Genomic DNA, 22,496 nt, shown 5'->3' on the forward strand with positions numbered 1-22,496 from the left:
GCACTTCTCCTTTGTAAAGATACTTGTACAATTCTGGGCTAATGCCAGCTTTTTCACTGTGCGCTGGGGAACATAAGGAAACAAATATGCTGGAAATCGTTAGTGAACACGTCTGTTTCGGCGGCGTTCAACGCTTTTACCGTCACGATTCGCGCGAGATCGGTTTGCCGATGCGCTTCTCGGTGTTCATGCCGCCGCAAGCGGCGCACGGCCCGGTGCCGGCGCTGTTCTACCTCGCCGGCCTGACCTGCACCGAAGAGACTTTCATGATCAAGGCCGGCGCGCAGCGCGTCGCCGCTGAGCTGGGCCTGATGCTGATCGCGCCGGACACCAGCCCGCGCGGCGCCGGCGTGGAAGGCGAAACGGCCAGCTGGGACTTCGGCGTCGGCGCCGGTTTCTATCTCGACGCCACGCAGCCGGCATGGTCGCGGCACTACCGCATGTACAGCTACCTCCACGAGCTGCGCGAACTGGTGGCGCGGGAACTGCCGGTTGATGCGCAGCGCATCGGCATCTTCGGCCATTCCATGGGCGGCCACGGCGCGCTGACCGTGGCGTTGAAGCGTCCGGACCTGTTCCGCTCCGTCTCCGCGTTTGCGCCGATTGCCGCACCGTCGCAATGTCCTTGGGGCGTGAAGGCGTTCAGCGGTTACCTGGGCGAAAACCGCGCCGCTTGGGCGCAGTATGACGCCAGCCTGCTGATGGCGCAGCTGAAAACGCCCTTCCCGGCCGGCATCCTGGTTGACCAGGGTCTGGGCGACAAGTTCCTGCAAGAGCAGCTGCATCCGGAAGCATTTGAAGCCGCCTGCCAGACCGCAGCGCAGCCGCTGACCTTGCGTCGGCACGCTGGCTACGATCACGGCTACTACTTCATCTCAACCTTCGTAGAAGACCACCTGCGCTTCCACGCGAAGAACCTCACAGCTTGATCTCGGTGCCCAGCTTCTGCAGGAATTGGGCAATCCACGCCGGATGCGCAGGCCATGCCGGCGCGGTGACGAAGATGCCATCAGTGACGGCCTGATCGACCGGAATATCGGCATAGTTGGCGCCGGCCAGCTTGACCTCCGGTGAGCAGGCCGGATAAGCAGAGATAGTCTTGCCGCGAATGACCTCGGCCGCCGCCAACAGCTGCGCGCCATGACAGATCGCCGCAATTGGCTTATTGGCGGCAGCGAACTGCTGCACCAGCGAGATCACGCGCGGATTCAGGCGCAGGTATTCCGGCGCGCGGCCGCCGGCAATCGCCAGCGCATCGTATTTGCTGACATCGGCGTCGGCAAAACTGGCGTTGAGGGTGAAGCGGTGGCCCGGCTTCTCGGTGTAGGTCTGATCGCCTTCAAAGTCGTGAATGGCGGTCTTGATGGTGTCGCCAGCCTGCTTATCGGGGCACACGGCATGCACCGTATGGCCCACCGCCTGCAGCGCCTGGAACGGCACCATAGTCTCATAATCTTCCGCAAAATCGCCGGTCAAAAACAGTATCTTTTTCGCTGCCACGGTAGATCCTTTCATAGAAGTTAAAAGGGCCGCAATGCTCCCATTGTGACCACAACATACTAACCTCTTTGCCCGCTCTTTGCTCACGAACACCGCGACAACCGGGGACGTTTTGCCCAAATGAAAACTCATGAACTTTACTATCGCGCAACTGCTATACCGGGAGCCAATTAGTCGTGGCGGCCGTCGCCGGTCCGTCCTGCCAGGGACAGGGCGGCGTCGACGGCAGTCTTCGGTTCTCGTGTGTAGGCGGATAGCGAAGGTGATAGGTCGGATGGGCCTCAAGATGATGCCGCGCGACGACTCCGGTCTGCGCGAGGTTCGCCAGCACAGGCACGACCACCACCCAGGCGGCGGCATACCCTGCCAGAATGATCACGAGGCTGAGACGCCGCCGCTCGCTGGCGGCTGGGTGGATGTGCATGCTGGCTCCTCCGGTTGGGTTGATTCAAGAGCCATTCTGAGGCGCTGCCTGCTGCATGTGAAGCTGTCAGATCTCCCTGTTAGATGTGGCAGGGAGCGCTGTGTCAGATCTGACAGGTGAGCAGGCCGGGGCACTTCGCTATAGTATCGGGGGCGGCGCGGCAAAACGCGGTTACGTGCCGCCATCGACATGCTAACCGTGCCGGGAACAGGAGTAGACAACGTGGTCGTGCCAACCAAAATTTTCTTGCATTACCTGAGCAGGCTGCGCGAAGTGCTCGAACGTGTACGCGCTGTCGATAAAGCGATCGGCAGCCAGCGGCTCTATCCGGATATGTTCCCGCTGCTGCAGCAGGCGAAAACGGCGATCGGATTCACGCTGCGCACCGTCTGCCCGCTGGCCGGCCGGGACATCGTCTCCTTCAGCGACGACGTCGACAGCTTTGAAAGCGTTCTGGCCGAGCTAGATTCGACCTGCGCTTATCTGGCGGCCATTCCCGATGACGCGTTCGGCCGGATTGGTGCGCGGTCCGTCTCAACGGCGGCAGGCTTTGCCGATCTGAACCTGGACGGCTGGGAGTACTACCAGATGTACGCCATGCCGAATTTCTTCTTCCATTATGCGATGGTGTATGCGATCGCCCGCCATGCCGGGGTGCCGATCGGGAAAGCCGACTTCGACGGCTATCATCGATACCCGCTCGGCTTCGTCTTCACCGACGAGTGCGATCCGGCCGATCTGGACAACCTCCAGTAGCGATGGACTATTCCCACCTCCGCGCATTCCGCGATGCCTTGTCGAAGGCGCCTCACCTGACGGATTTGAAATCCATCTGCAGGGACTTCTGTAGCGCGACAGGCATGCCGCACTATATGTTCGCCGTGTGCGAGGCGGTGTCGCTGACCGCGCCGCGCCTGATCACCGTGACGAATTTTCCCACGGAGTGGGTCGACCATTATCTGCAGCGCCGAGCATCCTCGGTCGATCCGATCCTCCAGTACAGCTTTTCCAATACCGCGCCCATCCTCTGGAGCGAACTGGAACATCTGCCCGCTGCCCAGGGCGGCGCCGGGGCGGGAAAGGCCTTCATCGAGCGCGGCAGGGCGCATGGCCTGCACCGTGGCTTGACGGTGCCGCTCAGCCCTCCGAGCGGGCAGACCGCCTTCTTCAGCCTGGCCAGTTCGGATCAGACGCTGGACGACGACCGACTCGGCAATCTGCTGCCGGCCGCCGGCATCTTCAGCAATTACCTTTTCGACGCTTACATCCGCATCGACAAGATCGACAACCCCAAGGTCAACGAATTGACCGAGCGCGAACTGGAGTGCGTGTTCTGGGCGTGCGAGGGCAAGACCGCGTGGGAAATGGCCCAGATCGTCGGCGTGGCGGAACGCACCATCAATTTTCACCTGACTTCGGTGATCAAGAAGCTGGGCGCCTCGAACCGCCAGCATGCCGTGGCCAAGGCCGTCATGTACGGCCTGGTCAAGCCGCGCGCCTAGTGCCGCGTGGGGCAGCGCGCATGAAGCCAGCCTAAATAGTGACAAAGCCGGAACAACTGTTCCGGCTTTTGTTCGTCGCAGACAGCGATTACGACGATTTGATCAGACCGGAGATGTAGGTCAGCGAAGCGGTGATTTTCGGGCCAAGAATCGCCAGGCCAGCGGTGATCGCTGCGGCGATGGCAGCTGCCATCAGGGCGTATTCGATAGCGGTGATGCCGTCTTCGTTGCGGAGGAAGTTGGTGATTGCGTTCATGATGAGCCTCGTTAAAGTTGGTTGAGTAAGTGGGTTGCTGCGTCAACTAAAACGGGGTTCGGGTTTTAGGTACTGCGTTACTGCTTGTGTGCTGCCGATGAAAGACATTCTACCCACCGCACCGCCACCTTACAGCGGACAAATATCACTTTATGCGGTGACATTTGTCACGCCCTGAGAGCTAAAAATAAAAAAGGCCGCAACGTTACCGTTGCGGCCTCACCATGCAAGGCCTGGGTTTAAGCGGCAGTCGCAGCCTTGCCCAGCACATTGCGGATGGTGCCGGCCAGATCCTCTGCCGAGAATTTGGCCACATACGCATCCGCGCCCACGCCCTTGACGTGGTCTTCGTTGGTCTTGCCCGACAGCGAAGAATGGATCACCACAGGGATCTTGCCGAAGCGCGGGTCCTGTTTGATCAGACGCGTCAGCGTGAAGCCGTCCATCTCCGGCATTTCCAGGTCGGTCAGCACCATGGCCACGCGGTCGGTGATCGGCAGGCCTTCCGCCTTGGCGCCTTCCGCGATCGATTGCAGACGGTCCCAGGCTTCCTTGCCGGACTTGGTCATGATGAAGTGCACGCCCATCGCTTCCAGACCTTTTTCGATCAGGTTGCGCGCCACCACCGAGTCGTCGGCGGCCAGCACCACGGAGCCCGGCTTGAGCAGCACTTTCGGGCCGATGGTTTCCGGGTCGACGTCCTTGCCTTCCGGCGGCACCAGCTCGCGCAGGATGGTTTCCACGTCCAGCACCTGCGCCAGGCGGGTGTTCTGGGTGTCGCCGTCGATGCGGGCGATGCTGGTGACCTTGCCGCCGGCCGTGCCTTCGGCAGTCAGCACCTGGCTCCAGTCCAGGCGCACGATTTCATCCACCGACTCGACCGCGAACGCTTGCGTGGTACGCGCGAATTCAGTGACCAACATGATATTCAGACCGGTTTTTGGGGTCACACCGACGATGCCTGGCAAATCCAGCACCGTGATGATTTGTCCGCGCAGGTTCACTACACCCAGCATGTGTGGCGGGGATCCGGCCACAGCAGTTACTTCGGGCATCGCCACGATCTCGCGGATTTTGAAGACGTTGATACCGAACAGCTCCGAATGTTCGCCTTTGGCGTCGCCGCCCAGGCGGAACAGGAGGAGTTCGAATTTGTTGGAGTTGGTTAAGTTACTGCGCTCATCAACTTCCTGTTGAACAGATTTCATGGATTTCGTCTCCTTCGGTGGTCCTCGCCCAGTATAACGTTTGCAACGCAAAGTGTCGTATCGGATGTTGTATTGGAGAACGATAAACAACAAAAAAGGAAGCCCGTGGGCTTCCTTGTTATTTGCTACTGAATTCTGGAGCGGGAGAAGAGTCTCGAACTCTCGACCTCAACCTTGGCAAGGTTGCGCTCTACCAACTGAGCTACTCCCGCAGAAGGCACGTATTATGACAGAACCATTTCCATTCCGCCAGAGCTGACTGGCAACTTTTTGTAGAACTTCCAATAGTGTAAGCTTAGTCTCGTTTTGCAATGAACAGGGACGGGAATGGATTCAATTGAAGTCGTGTTGATTATGTTGTTGGCGGTGGTGGCCAGCGCCTACATCCGGCGCCTGCTGCCGCGCGCGATTCCACTGCCGCTGGTGCAAATCGGCCTCGGTGCGCTGATCGCCGCCAAATCCTCGCACGGCGTCGACCTGGAGCCGGACCTGTTCTTCCTGGTGTTCCTGCCGCCGCTGCTGTTCCTCGACGGCTGGCGCATTCCCAAGAGCGGCCTGCTGCGCGACAAGGGCACCATCCTGGAACTGGCGTTCGGACTGGTGGTGTTTACCGTGGTGGGCGCCGGCTTCCTGATTCACTGGATGATACCGGCCATGCCGCTGCCGGTGGCATTTGCACTGGCGGCCATCGTCTCCCCCACCGACCCGATCGCGGTCAGCTCGATCGCTTCCAGCTCGCCGATCCCGAAACGGCTGATGCACATCCTGGAAGGCGAATCGCTGCTGAACGACGCCTCCGGCCTGGTGTGCTTCCGCTTTGCCGTGGCGGCGGCCGTGACCGGCGCCTTCTCGCTGCAAACTGCCGCCCTCACCTTCGTCTGGCTGGTGGCGGCCGGCATCGCCGCTGGTGTCGGCCTGACGCTGGTGGTGACCTGGGTGCAGCGCTGGCTGGTGCGGCATTTCGGCGAACCGCCCGGCTCTCCGATCCTGGTCAATCTGCTGATCCCTTTCGGTGCCTATCTGGTGGCGGAACGTCTGCACGCATCCGGCATTCTGGCGGCGGTGGCGGCCGGCATCACCATGAGCTACGTCGAATTGAGCGGTCACGCGCACGCCAACACCCGCATCCAGCGTTCGGCCGTGTGGGACACGGTGCAGTTCGCGCTCAACGGCGTGATGTTCGTGCTGCTGGGCGAACAACTGCCGGACATCTTCCGGCTGGCGGGGGCCTCGCTGGAAGAAAGCGGTCATGTCAACCGCTGGTGGCTGGTGGCGTATGCGTTTGCCATTACCGGCGGCCTGCTGGCGCTGCGCATGGTGTGGGTGTGGGCTTCGCTGCGGCTGACCATCTTCAAGCAGAAAGTGCGCCACCAGCCGCGCCACAAGATCAATCCGCGCCTGCTGCTGGCGACCACACTGGCCGGCGCGCGCGGCACCATCACGCTGGCTGGTGTGCTGACGCTGCCGCTGGCGCTGCCGGATGGTTCGCCGTTCCCGGCGCGCGCGCTGGCCATCTTCCTGGCCTGCTCGGTGATTCTGATCTCGCTGCTGGTGGCCAGCATCGCCCTGCCCCGCCTGTTGGCCGGTATGACCTTCCCGGCCGAGCCGGAGGAACAGCAGGAGGAAGACCTGGCGCGGCGCGCGGCGGCCAACGCGGCCATCACCGCCATCGAGAAAACGCAGATCGAGCTGATGGAGTCCGACGCCTGCGTTGATCCCGAGGTGTATCCGCAGGCGGCGGCGCGCGTAATCGCCTTCTATGAGCACAAGCTGAAAGAAGTCGATCCGGAGAGCGAGCAGGCGTGGCGCAAGACCGACTACGCGGAAAAGGAACTGCGCCTGGCGGCGCTGGAAGCCGAGCGGCGCACCGTGTGGGATCTGGCCAAACATGACCACATCTCCGACGAAATCTCGCGCAAGCTGGTGCGCGAGATCGATCTGATGGAAGCGCGCTACCGCTAAGCCATGCAAAAAACCCGCTCCGTTATCGCGATCGCGTGGGTCCTGTTCTGGATCCTGATGGTTTCCACCTCGGTGCAGGAATACCTGCGCGGACACGATCATGATTTGTGGAAGCCGGTACTGTGGGAGACTTCTTCCGCCTTGACCGGCACCCTCCTGTTGCTGGCGCAGCGCCGCTTCACGCGCAAGCACGACGCGCTGATCGCTTCGCCGGCACGCTGGTTCATGCGCCAGCTGGCGTGGCTGCCAGTGTACTGGGTGGCATTCGTGCCGATCGCCTTCGGCATGCGCCACGTCGTCTACGCGCTGATGGGGCAGGAATATCCGCACGAAGGCTGGGCTGAGGTGTACCTGTATGAGGACGTGAAGATGACGGTGTTCTTCTGCATCTTCGCCACGATCACGTTTGGCGTGCTGTCCTTCCACGCCATGCTGGATGAGAAGGTGCGCGTGGAGCGGGCCAATGCCTCGCTGCGCGAAGCGCAGCTGCTGCGACTGAGCCAGCAGATGCAGCCGCACTTCCTGTTCAACGCCCTGAACACCATCTCCTCGCTGATGTACAGCGACGTGCAGCGCGCTGATGCCATGCTGGTGCAGCTGTCCGACGTGCTGCGCGCCACGCTGGACGTGGGCGAGCGCCATCTGGTGCCGCTGGAGACCGAACTGCGCATCCTGCGCGGCTATGCGGCGCTGATGAGCGAACGCTTTGCGGACCGGGTCAGCATCGCCTGGGACATCGACGACACACTGCTTGGCTGCGAAGTCCCGGTGATGAGCATGCAGCCCTTGCTGGAGAATGTATTCAAGCACACCGTGGAAAAACGCCGCCAGCCAAACGCCATCCGCATCAGCGCCCGGCGCGACGGCGGCACCCTGTGCCTGCGCATCGAGGACGACAGCGGCGCCTTGCCTGCGGCCGGCAGCTTGCCAGGCAGCGGCATCGGCGTGCGCAATCTGCGCGAGCGGCTGGATGCGCTGTATGGTGGACGCGCGGGGTTCGATCTGACGCAACTGTCGCCGGCCGGCGTGCGCGCGGAAGTGAGGCTGCCATGCGCATCCTGATCGTTGACGACGAACGTCCGGCGCGCGACAAGCTGCGCCGCATGCTGGCCTCAGAGCCCGGCGTCACCGCCATCGAGGAAGCCCGTGACGGCGTGGAAGCACTGGAGCGGCTGCCGGCCTTTGCGCCGGACCTGCTGCTGCTCGATATCCAGATGCCGGAAATCAGCGGCCTCGATGTCGCCGCCTCGCTGCCGACGCCCGCGCCGCTGGTGATCTTCGTCACCGCCTACGATGAATATGCGATCCGTGCCTTCGACGCCAACGCCATCGACTACCTGCTCAAGCCCTACGACCAGCCACGCCTGCAACGCGCCCTGCAGCGCGCGCAGGAACGACTGGCTACACGCCCTGCCGCAGCGCCCCTGCCCTCGGTCACGCAACTGCTGGTGCCGGAGCGTCAGGGCACGCGCATCGTCAAGGTGGAGCAAATCCAGTGGATCGAAACCGCCGACAACTACGTCGTCCTGCACACCGCCGGCGGCGAACCGCTGATGCGCCAGACACTGGCCGGCCTGCTGGACAAACTCGGCCCGCGCTTCATCCGCTGCCACCGCCGCGCAGCGGTGCAACTGAGCTGGATCGCCAGCATCGTCAACCTGGACAAAGGCGACGGCGAACTGGTTCTCCACAACGGCGCCCGCGTACCTTTGAGCCGCCAATACCGCGCCGAGGTGGAAGCGCGGCTTGTATCGGATTGTAAAAAGTGAGGAAGCGTGTATTTTCAACCTGGTGGCCCTGGTTACAATCCCTGCATTAAAAATACCATCCCGGGCCACATGAACCTGAAGTCAATCGCGCTGCTGTGCGCCGCCGTTCTGTTTTCTGCTCACGCACTGGCAGCCGACGACGGCAGCGATCCATCTCACACCGTCCTGAAAAACCTGCAGCACTTCGTCGTCCAGCGTGACGGCAGCTATGCACTGACCGAGGAGTTGCTGCTGCAACTGAACGAACAGCGTGCCGTTGGCTACGATGCTCAACCCCACTTCCACTTCAACCGCACGCTGGAGAATGTCGAGGTGCTGGAGGCCTACACGGAAAAGCCGGACGGCCGCCGCCTACCGGTGCAGCCGGACCAGATCAAATTGCAGCAGGAGCCGGCCTACAACGGTGCCCCGATGTTCCAGGACATGCAGATCAAGGCCGTCATCTACCCGGATGTCGCGGTGGGTGACAAGCTGTATTCAAAAATCCGCAAGACCCGCAATATCGCGCTGTTCGGCGGCCAGTTCTACGACTCCACCTATCCGCCGTACCGCCCGCTCAAGCAACTGACGCTGATTTACGACCTGCCCGCGGACATGGCGCTGAAGTCCGACGCACTCGGGTTCAAGCCCGCCCCTACGGAACGTCATGACGGCCGCACCGTCTATCGCTGGGACTACACGCCGGCAGACAATCCGCGCCTGGAGTTCGATGCTGTTGCGTACTCGGATTTCGGCCGCCACCTGATTGTCTCCACATTCGATAACTACCGCGAGATCGGTCTGGCCTATGATGTGGCAGCCAGGCAGGCCGCAGCACCTACCTCGCGCATACAAGCCAAGGCGCGTGAACTGGTGCAGGGCTTGAGCGACCCGCGCGACAAGGCCCACGTCATCGGCAACTGGGTGCGCACCAACATCCGTTATGTCGCCGTGTATATCGGCAACGGCGGGCGCGAACCACACAGCGCCGAGTCGGTGCTGGACAACCGCTACGGCGACTGCAAGGATCACGTAGCCCTGATGGAGGCGATGCTGAGCGCCGTCGGCATCGACAGCACGCCGGCACTGATCAGCGCCGGCAACGCCTACAAGCTCTCGCCCGTCGCCAGCATGGAGCCGTTCAACCACGTGATCAACTATATTCCCGCGCTGGACCTGTACATCGACACCACGGCGGACAATCTCAGCGTCGGCTATCTGCCATTCTGGGATCTGGACAAGCAAGTCATCCTGACCAGGAGCGGCAAGATGGGGCATACGCCGACCTCCCAACCCGGCAAGATCAAGAACCGCTACACCGTGCAGATCGCAGCGGACGGCTCGGCCAAATTCGACTTCACGCGCGAAAATCTCGGCGCATGGGATGAAGAAGTCCGTACCGAGCAGCGCAACTGGAGTAAAGCCGACCAGGAACGATTCGTCGAAAGCCTGCTGAAAAATGTCGGGATCAAAGGCAGCGGCACCGTGGAGCTGGGCGACCTTGACAGCGCCGCCGACGGCAAAGGTTACCGCTATAGTTTGCACGGCAAGGGCGAAAACTGGGTCTACCTGCCTGGCACCATCGGCATACCGGCATCGAGCAGCTTGTATGCAGGCCTGTCGGACCAGGTTTTCAGACTGACCAATGAAGTAACACGCACCCAACCCTTCGTCTGCGGCGACAACGATTACGAAGAACGCGCCGAGTACAGCTTCCCCGGAAACGCCAGGCTGCTCGCGGTGCCGCCAGACGTCCATATCGTCAGCCCCTATTTCCAGTACGACGCCAGATTTACCCCAACCGAGGGCAAACTGCTGATTGATCGCAGCTTCAAGAGCGGCAAGGCAGGCACCAAGGTATGTACGCCGCAGGATCACGTGGCGATGCAAGCCGATATCAGGAAAATGGTGCGCGACCTGCGCAGCCAGTTCATCTTGCAGGTACCGGACGTGCCGGGTGCGACTGCCGCCGCAAACTAGCGGACTATTTCCGGCTCGCCCCACGCCGCACCCGACTCGCCCCATCACAATAGACCGGCGACGCGCGCGCCGGTAATCTGGCTCCATTAACAAGGAGCCAACAATGAACAACAACCGCCTCTACTTCCTCGACTGGATACGCATCTTCGCGTTCTTCGTGCTCATCTTCTACCATACCGGCATGTATTACGTGACCTGGGACTGGCACGTGAAAAGCCCGGACGCCAGCCACGCCATCGAGCCGCTGATGATCCTGTCCTCGCCATGGCGTCTCGGCCTGCTGTTCATGATCTCCGGTGTGGCCACGGCCTTCATGCTGAAGAAAATCCGCATCGGCGCGCTGCTCAAACAGCGCAGCTGGCGTCTGCTGGTGCCACTGATTTTTGGCATGTTCGTGATTGTGCCGCCGCAAGCGTATTTTGAAGTGGTGGAAAAAGTCGCCTACCAAGGCAGCTACGGCGACTTCATGCGCCTGTACCTCGCGCGCTACCATGGCTTCTGCCGCGGCGACGACTGCCTGATCATGCCGACCTGGAACCACCTGTGGTTCGTGGCTTACCTGTGGGCCTACACGATGATCGGCGGTTTGATCGTGTGGCTGCTGGGCGCTCGCTTCAACGCCGTGTCGGACGCGCTGGGCCGCCTGTTGAGCGGCTGGCGCATCGTCGCGCTGCCAGTCGCCGCGCTGGCGCTGGCGCGCTTCACGCTGGCCGATCACTTCGAATCCACCCACGCCCTGGTCGATGACTGGTACAACCATGCCCAATACTTCCTCCTGTTCGCACTGGGCGCGCTGATGGCGATGCAGACCGAGCTCTGGGCACGGATCGAAGCGCTGCGTTTCACCAGCCTGGGTCTGTGGCTTGCGAGTTGGGCGCTGATCGTCTGCTACTGGTCGATTCCGGAGGCGCTGGCCAACACGCCAGAGGTGCAGCAGTGGAAGCCGGTGTTCCGCACCATCTACTGCCTGTGCCAGTGGGCGCCGATCCTGACCGTGTGCGGCTTCGGCCGCCGCCACTTGAATTTCGACAGCGGCAAACGCCGCTACCTGACCGAAGCCGTGTTCCCGGTCTACATCCTGCACCAGACGCTGATCGTCTGCATGGCGCACTGGATGAAACCACTCAAACTGGCCCCGGGCGTCGAAGGCGTGTTCCTGATCGTGCTGACCTTCGCCATCAGCTTCGGCGGATTTGAAGTGGTGCGCCGCATCGCCGTGCTGCGCCCACTGTTTGGGCTGGGCCGGATTACTTCACAAACGTCAGCGTATGCTGCGCAGGCCCCGGCAGCAGCGGCGATGCACGTCCGGTAACCCAATCCGTGCGGCCTTCCAGGAAGTACGGCGACAACGGATGGCCGCTCTGCCCGGCCGGCATGTTGAAGATGCCCTGCTCTTCATGCCCCGGCGAGACGGTCAGCCGTTCGGACTGGCCGAAGGTCGGACCGGAGACGCGCGGCATATGCTGGTCACCCGGCAGCATGTCCGGCGCCACCTTCAGGTATTTGCCCAGCAGTGGAATCGCAGACGCCATCGGATGCGCGCTGGCCGCCGTATTACGCTGGCCCCAGGTGGCGGCCGACAGTGGCTGGCCATCCTTGGTCAGATCCTTGATCACACGGTCCATCGCCGCCACCTGCAAGGCCTGCCAGTCGGCGTACTGCGGCGGCAGCCAGGCTGCCGGCTGCTGATCCAGCAGACGCGCCAGCACCACCGGCCAGCGGGAACTGACCGATGCCATGGTCGATTTGGGATCGATCTTCGCCAGCTCCACGTTGGCGCTTTCGTAGACGATGTCATACACCGCATACATGAAGCCGCGCGTGATCCGATAAGCGACCGAATCCACGCTGGCTTTGCCGGACCAGCCATCCTTCAACAACGCCAGCGCCTCGGCGCGCTGCGCGTTGCCGGCGATGGCCTTGGCGTCCAGCGCGGCGATAGCGCGCTCGCGCCAGGCGGTAAGGAAAACAGCGCGGTCATCGAGGCCGATGGCGTACACTTTTTTTACGTCCGTCTTCGGCCCCAGCGCAGCCAGATCGTCGCGCACCTGATGCGTGCGGGCGCCCAGATCAAAGCCGCCGTCACCGATCAGCTGCGCGCCGCTGCCTGCCAGCTGGCGGCTGTTGGCGGTGCCGATATGACCATGCTCCGGATTCACCACTTTCGGGTACTCCTCCGGCGCCAGCCAGCCTTGCCACACGCCGGCGGCATCGTCGGCACTCATCGGATAAGTCGACGCCACGCCAGCCGGCGCGCGGCGCGGCAGCGGGCCGGCGATGGTCCAGCCGATGTTGCCCTTGTCGTCGCCGCCGACAAAATTCTGCGCCGGAATGCCCAGCGTCGGCGCAATCGCCAATGCCTGTTCCAGCGTGTCGGCCAATTCCAGCTTGCCGGCGTTGAAGTTGACCGCGCCCGGCAAGTGCGCCGTCCAATGCAGCGCATAGCTGCGGCCCTGTGCCTCGCGGATCGGGCCCAGCGAGGTTTCGCGCACGGCCAGCCTGGCGGCAGGCGCACCTTTGATCAGGATGGTTTCCTCATGCACCACCGGCGTTTCCCAGCCGGCCTGCGTGCGCACCTGCCCAGGCTTGGAGGCATCGCTCTCCAGCGCGATAAAGTCCATGTAATCACCGTAGCTGTTGGTGAAGCCCCAGGCCACATGGCCATTACTGCCCACCACCACAAACGGCGTGCCAGGCAGCGTCACGCCGACCATGCGACGCTGGCCGCCTTTCCCATCCGGGAATTGCAGCACCGCGCGATACCAGGTATTAGGCAGCTGGATGCCGAGGTGCATATCGTCTGCAACTATGGCGGCGCCGGTGTCCGTGCGGCTGCCGGCGACAGCCCAGTTGTTGCTGCCTACTGTATTGAGGAATTCGGCGGCGGCGACTTTGGCGGGTGCCGGCGCATCGGCAGCTTTCGGCTTGCCCCACCATGCCGGCGGTGCGGCCGGAATCACCACATCGGCGGCGGCGATGGTTTGCGCATCGAGCGGCGCATCCCATGGCGTCGACTCCGGCGCCAGGAAAACACGCTGCTCCTCGCTGGCGTTGTCCTTGAACCAGCCACGCGCCAGTTCGCGCGGCTCCTGGCTGCCTTGCAGATCGAAGTACATGGCCCAGATCACCAGCATGGTGTCGGCGGGCGACCACGCGCGCGGCGGCAAGCCGACCAGCGCATACTCAAACGGCTTGGCGCTCAGGGCGGTGAGACCATCATTGACGCCGGCCACATAACGGTCCAGCAGCGCGCGATCGGCTGCCGGCATGGCCTTGATCGCCAGCTCGGCGCGGGCGCGGAAGCGATGCAGGCGGTGCGATTTATCGAGCGGCAGCGCGCGTTCGCCAAACAGCTCGGACAACTCGCCGGCCGCCACGCGGCGCAGCAGATCCATCTGGAAGAAGCGTTCCTGCGCATGGACGAAGCCAGTCGCATAAGCCACATCGCCGCGGCTGCCGCCGCTGATGACCGGCACGCCGTGTTCATCGCGCGCCACGCTGGCCGTGGTCTCCAAGCCGGCCGCCTGGCGCGTACCGTCCAGCTGCGCCAGACTGCCGCGCAGATACAGCCACGCTGCGGCGATCGCCAACAACAGCAGGACCACAGCGGCAATCAAAATCCGCCTTGACCAGACCATCACCCGATTCTTTTGCATACCATCCCCGTGATAAAAATCTCCAAGTTGGCAATACTGCCAGAGAGACAGGGTGTGGGCAATCAGCTACTTACAGATCGAGTTCCCAGGTTTCGTTGACCATGTCCCTGCCGAAGGCGTGCACCGCCTCCTCCGCCACCAGCACATAGCCCTTGTTCTGATAGATGTGGCGCGCCTCCTTTTGCTGATCCGTGGTCCAGAGACGCATTTTCTTGTAGCCGGCGGCGCGGGCGAAGCTGTGGCACTCATCAACCAGGCGCGTACCCAGGCCATAGCCGCGCGCCTGCTCTTCCACCAGCAGCAGACGCAGTTTGGCCACCCCCTCCTCGCCACTGCGCGCCAGGGCGATGGAACCGACGCGCTGGCCATTCATTTCGGCGATCCAGCAATGCTCCTGTGCCGGATCAAAATCACGTTCAAAGTCGGCGCAGATCTGGCCGACCAGCGTTTCAAAACTGCGATCCCAGCCCTGCTGGGTGGCGTAAATGTCGCCGTGGCGGCGCATGATCCAGTCCATGTCACCGGGGCCGTGGGCGCGCAGCACAAAGGGCTGGGCGTATTTCAGGCCGCTCTCAGTGTCGAGCAACTGGCGGATGGTGCGCATGGCGTCCAGCATGCGCAGCTGGTCCGACTCGTCAAAACGCGACAGCATATCGCCAACCTCCTCGCGCGAGCGGCGGTCCAGCGGCTCGTAGACCGCGCGGCCATGCTGCGTGAGATGCAGCAGCTTGGAGCGGCCGTCAGTGGCCGATGGCACCTTGCTGACCAGTCCCGCGCTTTCAAATTTGGCGATGATGCGGCTCAGGTAACCGCGATCCAGGCCCAGGTCGCGGCACAGCGCGGCGGATGGCTGGTCGCCGTGGTGGGCCAGCTCATACAGCACGCGCATCTCGGTCAGCGTGAACTCGCTATGCAGCAGACCTTCGCGCAACACCCCGATCTGGCGGGTAAAAAAGCGGTTGAACGAACGGACCGCGGCGATGCGGTCATTGAAAACAGGGACAGGCATAGGCACTCCGGCTATCGGTATCATGCCATTCTGCGACAGATTGCTGACTCAGTCAACATTGTGTAGCATCGACGATGATGCTAAAGTAAGAGCAACACGACCACGCGGCCGCGCGCCGTCTCTTGCCATGTTAGCTGCGCCGATACCCGCCAACGACAAAGAGCGTCTAGCCGCCCTGCGCGAGCTGCTGATCCTCGACACGCCGCGGGAGGAGCGCTTCGACAAGATCGTGCAGTTCGCCGCGCACGAATTCGAAGTGCCGGTCGCGCTCATCACGCTGGTCGACGAACAGCGCCAATGGTTCAAGGCACAGGTGGGACTGGACGTGTGCGAGACCGGGCGCGACGTCTCCTTCTGCGGCCACGCCATTCTGCAACCGGACATCTTCGTCATCCCCGACTCGCGTAGCGACGAACGCTTTGCCGACAACCCGCTGGTGACCGGGCCGCCGCACGTGATCTTCTATGCCGGTGCGCCGCTGCCGATGCCGTCGGGTTACGTGATCGGCACGCTATGCCTGATCGACCACAAACCGCGCAATCTGGACGCCACCGAACTGGCGATCCTGTCAACGCTGCGCGATCTGCTGGTGGAAGAACTGGCCAACCCGGCGGAGGCGCGGCATGGCTGACACGGCGCGAGCTCATCTCAACATGCTGCTGGTGGAAGAGCAAAACCTGCTGCGCAAAACAGTGTCGCTGACCGCGCGCTCGCTGGGGCTGGGCGCTGTGCACGAAGCGGCCACCCTGCAGGCGGCCGAGCGGCTGCTGCGTGAACGCGCCTTCCAGGGTGCGGTCATCTCGATCGATTGCGGCGCCCAGGGCGACTGCATGTACAACCTCACGCTGCTGGACAAACTCCGCAACGGCCTGTCGGCCAGTCCGGCCACCATCCCGATCGCCGTCATGGTCGACCAGGCCACCACCGACCTGATGCGAGAGCTGCGCGAACGCCAGGTCAACCGGGTCATCCTCAAACCCTTCCGCGCCAAAATTCTGCTGGAAGCTTTCGAGTCCTTCAGCGGCGCGCCGCCGGCACAAAGATAGGCAACGCACAGAACCCGGTTGCCGACCCGCCTAGCATGGACCATTTCCACGCTGCGAACGAGGAGCCGAAAATGGATCAGATACCTGACATGCAGGACTGCATAGACGCCTGCACCAACTGTCATCAAGCCTGCCTGCAGACGGCACTGGGCCACTGCCTGCAGCAAGGCGGCAGGCACGTCGAGCCCAAGCACTTCCGCCTGATGATGGACTGCGCGGCCATCTGCGAATTGTCCGCCAACCTGCAACTGAGCGGCTCACCCTACAGCGCACGGCTATGTGCCCTATGCGCCGACATCTGCCATGCCTGCGCCGTCAGCTGCCTGGAACTGGACGGCATGGAAGAATGCGCCCGCGCCTGCGAAGCCTGCGAAAAAACCTGCCGCGCGATGGCAACCTAAAATTCGGGGTCAGCTCTGACATTCGGACAGCCGCGCACTAAATTTGAGCAACATCAATACGCTCGTAAAATTCATAGGGCGAATTAGGGACCAGCTAATAACCATAAAAATATACAACCGGCTTTGATCTTCAACAAACATTGCTCACGCATGTCCGAATGACAGAGCTGACCCCGAATTTTACGCTTGCATTTTGCTCCTCCATTTTTGCCGGAGGCGGGTGTTTTAGTAGATTTCGCGCGCAACTTCGCGCACGGATTTGAGCAGCAGTTCGGCGCCCGGCGAAAGGATGTGGCCATCCACGGTGATGATGCCGAAAGCATCCATCCGGCACGGCAGCTCGATCGGCAGGATGTTCAGCACGCCCTGCGATTCATAGTACTTGGCCACCGCGATCGGCATGACGTTCAGCGCGTCGGTCTGCTGCAGCAGCGGTTTGATCAGCAGCACCGCGGTGGTGTCGACCACGTTGATCGGCACTTCCAAGCCCGCCCGGCGGAACATCAGTTCGCAACGCGCGCGCAGAATGGAGCCTTGCGGCGGCAGGATCCACGGCTGGTTGGCGATGTCGCGCAGCTGCAGGTTTTTCGATTGCAGCAGCGGATGCCCCACCCGCACCACCGCACACGCCGGTTCGTCGCCCAGTTCTTCGTAGCTCAGCCCCTCGGCACTCTCGCGCTCCGGTATCCGCCCGATCATGAAGTCCAGCCGCCCACGCTGCAATTGCTCCAGCAGCACGTTGGATTGCTCCATCTCGACGCCGATGCGCAGCTTGGGCGCGGCCTGTTTGGTGCGCGTGATCGCCTGCGGCAGCAGCGCGATCCCCGGCGTCATGATGGTGCCGATGTCCACCTGCCCGGTCAGACCGGCCTTGATGGCGACGATGTCCTCGTGCGCCAGCGAGAGGCTGGTCAGCGCCATGCGCGCGTGACGGATCATGGTCTCGCCGTAGATGGTCGGCTCCATGCCGCGCGGCAGCCGCTCAAACAGCTGCACGCCCAGCATTTCTTCCAGATCCTTGAGCTGCTTGGACGCGGCAGGCTGCGTCATGTGCAGCTCTTCGGAGGCACGGTGGATGTTGCGTTGTTCGTCCAGCGCGATCAGCAGCAGCAGCTGGCGCGTTTTCAGACGCGCGCGCAGGAACCAATTTGGGTTAGTATCCATGGTCTGATGATATCATGTTCGATATTGATTTATACACAATACCGCCATTATCGATATCACTTGCAAGCAGCACTCGGGTTGGCCGCCGGGCCTTCCTTGGTCTGCTTGATGAATGGAATGGTGCCGTCGGCGTTGTACTGGAACTCTTCCACCGCCACCGAACGACGGTATTCGCCGCCGCCCTGCAGTTTGGCGTTGTGGTAGAAGATGTAGTTCTTGCCGTTGAATTCCACAATGGCCTGGTGGATGGTTTTGACTTTGTCGTTCTTCGACATGATCACGCCCTGGTACTTCCACGGGCCGGTGGCGCTCGGGCCGGTGTAGTACGCCGTCTCTTCCGGGAAGTCGCGCGAGTAGGACAGGTAGTAGGTGCCCTTGTGCTTGTGCAGGTAAGGCGCTTCGGTGAAGCGGTCCATGCCGACGGTGTGGATAGGACCATCCAGTTCGGTCATGTTGGCTTTCAGCCTGGCGTACTTCAGCACCGTGTTGCCCCAGTAGAGATAGGCCTGGCCGTCGTCGTCAATGAACACGCCCGGATCGATGTCATCCCATGCGATCGGCGCTTCCAGCGTCATGTTGTTGGTGATGAGGGCCGAGCCGCGCGCGTCGACGAACGGGCCTTCCGGCTTGTCCGACACCGCCACGCCGATGGCGCGGCCTGGAATCGAGGCGTGATCCACGGTGGCGTAGAAGTAGTATTTGCCATCGCGCTTGGTGATGTCGCCAGCCCATGCGTCGACTTTGCCGATCGCCCATTTGAAGGCGGACGGCTGGATCGGCGAGCCGCGGTCGGTCCAGTTCTTCATGTCGCAGCTGCTGTACAGGCGCCATTCCTTCATGACGTAGTCCTTGTCGGTTGGCGACGCCTGGTCGTGGCCGACGTACAGATACACCGTGCCGTTTTCCACAAAGGCCGCCGGATCGGCGGTAAACAGCTTGGGCAGGATAGGATTGGCCGCGTGCGAGGCGCACGCCAGCAGGCTCGCCGCAGCGAACATCAAGGTCTTCTTCACGATACTCTCCAGTGTTTTTTGGTTTATTTTTTATTGGTGCGCATGGTCATCACGCGCTGTACTACGCAGAACACAAACAACAGGCCGCCGATGACGATCTTGGTCCACCACGAGCTCAGTGTGCCGTCGAAGGCGATCAGGGTCTGGATGGAACCCAGCACCAGCACGCCGGTCAGCGCGCCAGCGACGTAGCCGTAGCCGCCGCTCAGCAGGGTGCCGCCGATGACCACCGCCGCAATCGCATCCAGCTCGGTGCCTTGTGCGTGCAGCCCGTAACCGGACAGCATGTAGAACGAGAACAGCACGCCGGCCAAGGCCGCGCAAAAGCCGCTGAAGGCATAGATCAGCACCTTGGTGCGCGCCACGCGCAGGCCCATCATCAGCGCCGATTGCTCGTTGCCGCCGATGGCGTAGATGGCGCGCCCAAACGGCGTGCAGTGCGCAACGTAGATGGCGCCAGCCAGCGTTGCCAATGCAATCAGTGCGCCCGGCGAGATGAAGCATTCGCCAATCGGCAGCTGCGTTTGCGACAGCGCGACGAAGAACGGGTCTTCGATGGTGATGGAGTTGATGCTGATCAGGTAGCACAGGCCGCGCGCCAGGAACATGCCTGCCAGGGTGACGATGAACGGCTGCAGCTTGAAGTAGTGGATCATTGCGCCCATGGCGGCGCCGAACAGCGTGCCGATGGCCAGCGCGATGGCAATCACCAGCAGCGGATTCCAGTGCCAGGTTTGCAGCATGTAGGCGCAGATCATGGTGGTCAGCGCCAGCACCGAGCCGACCGACAGGTCGATGCCGCCCGACAGGATCACAAAGCTCATGCCAACCGCGATCACCAGCAGGAAGGCGTTGTCGATCAGGAGGTTGAACAGCACCTGCAAGGACAGGAAGCCCGGATAGGCGGCGCCGCCGGCGCCCAGCAGGACCACCAGCAGGAACACGGTGATCAGGGAGGTGAAGTACGGCGACGAGGCGATCGACGGCCGTGGAAGATTCATGGTGCTCATTGGGTCTTGCCTCCGCGGGCGCCAGGGAAGGCACGGCGCCACATGGTTTTGAATTCCGCCGACTGCGACACGCAGATCACAAACACGACGACCGATTTGACCACCATGTTGACTTCCGGCGGCAGGCCAAGGGAGTAGATGGTGTAGGTCAGCGTCTGGATGATCAGCGCGCCGATCACGCTGCCGGCCAGGCTGAATTTACCGCCGGCCAGCGAGGTGCCGCCCAGCGTGACGGCCAGGATGGCGTCCAGTTCCAGCAGCAGGCCGGCGTTGTTGGCGTCCGCGCTCTTGATGTTGGAGGTGATCATCAGCCCCGCCACGCCGGCGCAAGCCGCGCAGAACACGTAGACGAAGAAGATCAGCGATGCCGTCTTCAGGCCCGCCAGGCGCGCGGCCACCGGGTTGATGCCGACCGACTGGATGAACAGGCCAAGCGCGGTTTTACGCAGCAGCAGCGCGGTGACGATGAACACGGCGGCCACGATGTACAGCGAGAACGGCAGGCCAAACAGATAGCCGCTGCCGAGGAAGAAGAACGGCTGGTAGTAGACGGTGATGATCTGGCCATCGGTGAACAGCTGCGCCAGGCCGCGCCCCGCCACCATCAGGATCAGGGTGGCGACGATCGGTTGCAGGCCGAGCCAGGCCACCAGCGCGCCGTTCCACGCGCCGCACAGCAGCGCCGCGCCCATGGCGGCGCCCAGCGCCATCCACATCGGCGTGTTGGCCACGTATTCCGGTGTGCCGTTGTTCATGACCATGGTGCCGCCGATCAGCATTGCGGCGACAGTGCCGCTGATGGCGACGGTGGCGCCGACCGAGATGTCGATGCCGCGCGTGGCGATCACCAGCGTCATGCCGATCGCCGCCAGTATCAGCGGCGCGGCGCGGTTGGCGATGTCGATCAGGCTGCCGTACAGGTGGCCGTCCTTGATCTCAAGGTGAAAGAAGCCGGGGATCATGATCAAGTCGATCAGCAGCAGGATCGCCAGCGCGGCCAATGGCCGGAAAAGTGGGTGTTGCACGAACATGGGCAAGCCTGGTTTGGTTGGTGCTCCGGCGGCGCGGGCCGCGGGGCTATGCATGCTGGTCTCCGGCTGCGATCACGTGCAGCACGGTGGTTTCGTCCAGCGCACCACGCGGGTATTCGCCGCCGGTTTTGCGGTCGCGCATGACGACGATGCGGTCGCTCACACGCAGCACTTCGGGCAGTTCGGACGAGATGAACAGGATGGACATGCCTTTCTTGCACAGGGCGGAGACGTAGTCCATGATTTCCTGTTTGGCGCGCACGTCGATGCCGCGCGTCGGTTCGTCCAGGATCAGCAGTTTTGGATCGGTGACCAGCCAGCGCGCCAGCAGCACTTTTTGCTGGTTGCCGCCGGAGAGTGAGCCGATCGGCGTTTCGATGCTGGCGGTCTTGATGCCGAGCGCCTTGACGTATTCTTCCGCCAGTTGCTGCTGGCGCCTGAGTGGAATGGCACGCATGATGCCGCTGCGGGCCTGCAGCGCGAGGATCAGGTTTTCGCGCACGGACAGGTCGAGCACCGCGCCTTCCAGCTTGCGGTCTTCCGAGCAGAAGCCGATGCCGGCGGCGATGGCGTCACGCGGCGTCGAGAAGCTTTGCTCCTTGCCGTTGATGGTGATGCTGCCGCTGTCGGCCTTGTCCGCGCCGAACAGCAGGCGCGCGGCCTCGGTGCGGCCGGAGCCCAGCAGGCCTGCAAGGCCCAGCAGCTCGCCTTCGCGGATTTCCAGATCGATCGGCGTGAGCGCGCCCTTGCGGCCCAGGCCCACGGCGCGCAGGAAGGCTTTGAAGCGGCTTTCGCCTGCCGCAGCCGGTGCCGCAGCGGGGGCCGAGGCCGGCGCCGCGACCGGCGCGCCAACCATCTTGTTGACCAGCTCCACACGCGACAGGTCGGCGGCAAGGTATTCCCCTTCCCGCTCGCCATTGCGCATGACGGTGATGCGATCCGAGATCGCGTAAGTCTGATCGAGGAAGTGCGTCACAAACAGAATCGCCATGCCCTGCTCGCGCAGGCCACGCAATACGCTGAACAGCAGATCGACTTCTTTTTCATCCAGCGAGGAAGTCGGCTCGTCGAGAATCAGTACCTTGGCCGACACCAGCAGCGAGCGCGAAATCGCCACCATCTGCTGGATCGCCAACGGATAGTGCGCCAGCGGCAGCGTCACGTCGATGCGGATCTGCATGCGCTCCAGCAGCTCGGTCGCCTGCCTGGCCATGCCGGCCCAATCGATGCGTCCCAGCTTGCGCGGATAGCGGCCGATGAAAATATTCTCCGCCACCGACAGATTCGGGCAGAGATTCACTTCCTGATAAACAGTGCTGATGCCGTGGTTCTGTGCGTCCAGCGTGGACTGCGGTTGTATCGACTGCCCGGCCAGCACGATCTGGCCGGAGTCCGGGGTGTAGACACCGGTCAGCACCTTGATCAAGGTCGACTTGCCGGCGCCGTTCTGGCCCATCAGCGTGTGGACTTCACCGGGATACAGATTGAGCGAGACGCCGTTCAAGGCCTGCACACCAGTGAAGGCCTTGCTGATGCCGCGCAGCTCCAGCACGGGCGCCGCAGCAGTAGAGGTAATCGTCATCGGA

At 62.5% G+C, this 22,496-nt stretch carries 22 protein-coding genes and 1 tRNA gene; 11 read left to right on the top strand and 12 right to left on the bottom strand.

Features of this window, described 5'->3' with window-relative positions; genetic code table 11:
* Positions 1-86: 86 nt before the first annotated feature.
* Entirely contained in the window at positions 87-929 is an 843-nt protein-coding gene (gene fghA / locus ABDW57_RS08260; protein ID WP_343729727.1) for an S-formylglutathione hydrolase, read from the top strand.
* Here the strand turns inward: fghA and ABDW57_RS08265 are convergent.
* Together ABDW57_RS08265 and ABDW57_RS08270 are read right to left on the bottom strand one after the other, a co-directional pair.
* Positions 919-1,500, bottom strand: coding sequence for a DJ-1/PfpI family protein (locus ABDW57_RS08265; protein ID WP_343729728.1), 582 nt, complete (start codon positions 1,498-1,500; stop codon positions 919-921). The two genes, fghA and ABDW57_RS08265, sit on opposite strands and share 11 nt — an antisense overlap.
* Before the next feature lie 154 nt (positions 1,501-1,654).
* Positions 1,655-1,924: a hypothetical protein gene (locus ABDW57_RS08270; protein WP_343729729.1), complete on the bottom strand. Its 270-nt coding sequence runs from the start codon at positions 1,922-1,924 to the stop codon at positions 1,655-1,657.
* A 222-nt stretch (positions 1,925-2,146) separates the two neighbouring features.
* On the opposite strand from ABDW57_RS08270, the gene ABDW57_RS08275 reads away from it, so the two are divergent.
* Together ABDW57_RS08275 and ABDW57_RS08280 are read left to right on the top strand one after the other, a co-directional pair.
* A complete protein-coding gene (locus tag ABDW57_RS08275; protein WP_343729730.1) occupies positions 2,147-2,680 on the top strand; it encodes a DUF1993 domain-containing protein in 534 nt (177 codons plus the stop codon).
* Positions 2,681-2,682: 2 nt separating this feature from the next.
* Positions 2,683-3,426 carry a LuxR family transcriptional regulator gene (locus ABDW57_RS08280; protein ID WP_343729731.1) on the top strand — a complete coding sequence of 248 codons (744 nt, stop codon included), beginning with the start codon at positions 2,683-2,685 and terminating at the stop codon, positions 3,424-3,426.
* Positions 3,427-3,514: 88 nt separating this feature from the next.
* Here the strand turns inward: ABDW57_RS08280 and ABDW57_RS08285 are convergent, their stop codons facing one another.
* From ABDW57_RS08285 to ABDW57_RS08295, 3 genes are all read right to left on the bottom strand, one after another.
* Entirely contained in the window at positions 3,515-3,682 is a 168-nt protein-coding gene (locus ABDW57_RS08285) for a Flp family type IVb pilin (RefSeq protein ID WP_343729732.1), read from the bottom strand.
* A gap of 239 nt (positions 3,683-3,921) precedes the next feature.
* Positions 3,922-4,890, bottom strand: coding sequence for a chemotaxis protein (locus ABDW57_RS08290; protein ID WP_343729733.1), 969 nt, complete (start codon positions 4,888-4,890; stop codon positions 3,922-3,924).
* A 136-nt stretch (positions 4,891-5,026) separates the two neighbouring features.
* Positions 5,027-5,102: transfer RNA gene (locus ABDW57_RS08295), tRNA-Gly, on the bottom strand.
* A 115-nt stretch (positions 5,103-5,217) separates the two neighbouring features.
* On the opposite strand from ABDW57_RS08295, the gene ABDW57_RS08300 reads away from it, so the two are divergent.
* The 5 genes from ABDW57_RS08300 to ABDW57_RS08320 all read left to right on the top strand — a co-directional run bounded on the left by ABDW57_RS08300 (position 5,218) and on the right by ABDW57_RS08320 (position 11,892).
* Complete coding sequence (locus ABDW57_RS08300) at positions 5,218-6,852, top strand: Na+/H+ antiporter (protein ID WP_343729734.1); 1,635 nt, start codon at positions 5,218-5,220, stop codon at positions 6,850-6,852.
* 3 nt (positions 6,853-6,855) lie between these two features.
* Positions 6,856-7,914 carry a histidine kinase gene (locus ABDW57_RS08305; protein ID WP_343729735.1) on the top strand — a complete coding sequence of 353 codons (1,059 nt, stop codon included), beginning with the start codon at positions 6,856-6,858 and terminating at the stop codon, positions 7,912-7,914.
* Complete coding sequence (locus ABDW57_RS08310; protein WP_343729736.1) at positions 7,902-8,621, top strand: response regulator; 720 nt, start codon at positions 7,902-7,904, stop codon at positions 8,619-8,621. Before ABDW57_RS08305 ends, ABDW57_RS08310 begins: the two co-directional genes overlap by 13 nt.
* Positions 8,622-8,690: 69 nt before the next feature.
* The gene (locus ABDW57_RS08315) at positions 8,691-10,580 is read left to right on the top strand and encodes a DUF3857 domain-containing protein (protein ID WP_343729737.1); all 1,890 of its coding nucleotides are present in this window, start codon (positions 8,691-8,693) and stop codon (positions 10,578-10,580) included.
* 103 nt (positions 10,581-10,683) lie between these two features.
* A complete protein-coding gene (locus tag ABDW57_RS08320; RefSeq protein ID WP_343729738.1) occupies positions 10,684-11,892 on the top strand; it encodes an acyltransferase family protein in 1,209 nt (402 codons plus the stop codon).
* Here the strand turns inward: ABDW57_RS08320 and ABDW57_RS08325 are convergent.
* Both ABDW57_RS08325 and ABDW57_RS08330 read right to left on the bottom strand, forming a co-directional pair.
* Positions 11,828-14,236 (bottom strand): penicillin acylase family protein, encoded by a 2,409-nt coding sequence (locus ABDW57_RS08325; RefSeq protein WP_343729739.1) that lies wholly within the window; start codon positions 14,234-14,236, stop codon positions 11,828-11,830. The two genes, ABDW57_RS08320 and ABDW57_RS08325, sit on opposite strands and share 65 nt — an antisense overlap.
* Before the next feature lie 70 nt (positions 14,237-14,306).
* On the bottom strand, positions 14,307-15,245 hold the full coding sequence (locus ABDW57_RS08330; RefSeq protein ID WP_343729740.1) for a bifunctional helix-turn-helix transcriptional regulator/GNAT family N-acetyltransferase: 939 nt from the start codon (positions 15,243-15,245) through the stop codon (positions 14,307-14,309).
* A gap of 127 nt (positions 15,246-15,372) precedes the next feature.
* Between ABDW57_RS08330 and ABDW57_RS08335 the strand changes: the two genes are divergently transcribed.
* From ABDW57_RS08335 to ABDW57_RS08345, 3 genes are all read left to right on the top strand, one after another.
* A complete protein-coding gene (locus tag ABDW57_RS08335) occupies positions 15,373-15,876 on the top strand; it encodes a GAF domain-containing protein (protein WP_343729741.1) in 504 nt (167 codons plus the stop codon).
* On the top strand, positions 15,869-16,291 hold the full coding sequence (locus ABDW57_RS08340) for a response regulator (RefSeq protein WP_343729742.1): 423 nt from the start codon (positions 15,869-15,871) through the stop codon (positions 16,289-16,291). Before ABDW57_RS08335 ends, ABDW57_RS08340 begins: the two co-directional genes overlap by 8 nt.
* Positions 16,292-16,362: 71 nt before the next feature.
* The gene (locus ABDW57_RS08345) at positions 16,363-16,692 is read left to right on the top strand and encodes a four-helix bundle copper-binding protein (RefSeq protein ID WP_343729743.1); all 330 of its coding nucleotides are present in this window, start codon (positions 16,363-16,365) and stop codon (positions 16,690-16,692) included.
* 225 nt (positions 16,693-16,917) lie between these two features.
* Here ABDW57_RS08345 and ABDW57_RS08350 read toward each other — a convergent pair whose 3' ends face one another.
* Genes ABDW57_RS08350 through ABDW57_RS08370 form a run of 5 tightly spaced genes read right to left on the bottom strand, consistent with a single transcriptional unit; the run spans position 16,918 to position 22,492 of the window.
* The gene (locus ABDW57_RS08350; protein WP_343729744.1) at positions 16,918-17,856 is read right to left on the bottom strand and encodes a LysR family transcriptional regulator; all 939 of its coding nucleotides are present in this window, start codon (positions 17,854-17,856) and stop codon (positions 16,918-16,920) included.
* Between the two features lie 56 nt (positions 17,857-17,912).
* On the bottom strand, positions 17,913-18,854 hold the full coding sequence (locus tag ABDW57_RS08355; protein WP_343730007.1) for a glycoside hydrolase family 43 protein: 942 nt from the start codon (positions 18,852-18,854) through the stop codon (positions 17,913-17,915).
* 38 nt (positions 18,855-18,892) lie between these two features.
* On the bottom strand, positions 18,893-19,870 hold the full coding sequence (yjfF, locus tag ABDW57_RS08360; protein WP_343729745.1) for a galactofuranose ABC transporter, permease protein YjfF: 978 nt from the start codon (positions 19,868-19,870) through the stop codon (positions 18,893-18,895).
* A gap of 5 nt (positions 19,871-19,875) precedes the next feature.
* Positions 19,876-20,964 carry an ABC transporter permease gene (locus ABDW57_RS08365; RefSeq protein WP_343729746.1) on the bottom strand — a complete coding sequence of 363 codons (1,089 nt, stop codon included), beginning with the start codon at positions 20,962-20,964 and terminating at the stop codon, positions 19,876-19,878.
* A complete protein-coding gene (locus tag ABDW57_RS08370; RefSeq protein WP_343729747.1) occupies positions 20,957-22,492 on the bottom strand; it encodes a sugar ABC transporter ATP-binding protein in 1,536 nt (511 codons plus the stop codon). The genes ABDW57_RS08365 and ABDW57_RS08370 overlap by 8 nt, the downstream gene beginning before the upstream one ends.
* Positions 22,493-22,496 lie beyond the last annotated feature (4 nt).

Origin of the sequence: Duganella sp., from assembly GCF_039595735.1 — a bacterium.
GTDB lineage: Bacteria > Pseudomonadota > Gammaproteobacteria > Burkholderiales > Burkholderiaceae_D > Rugamonas.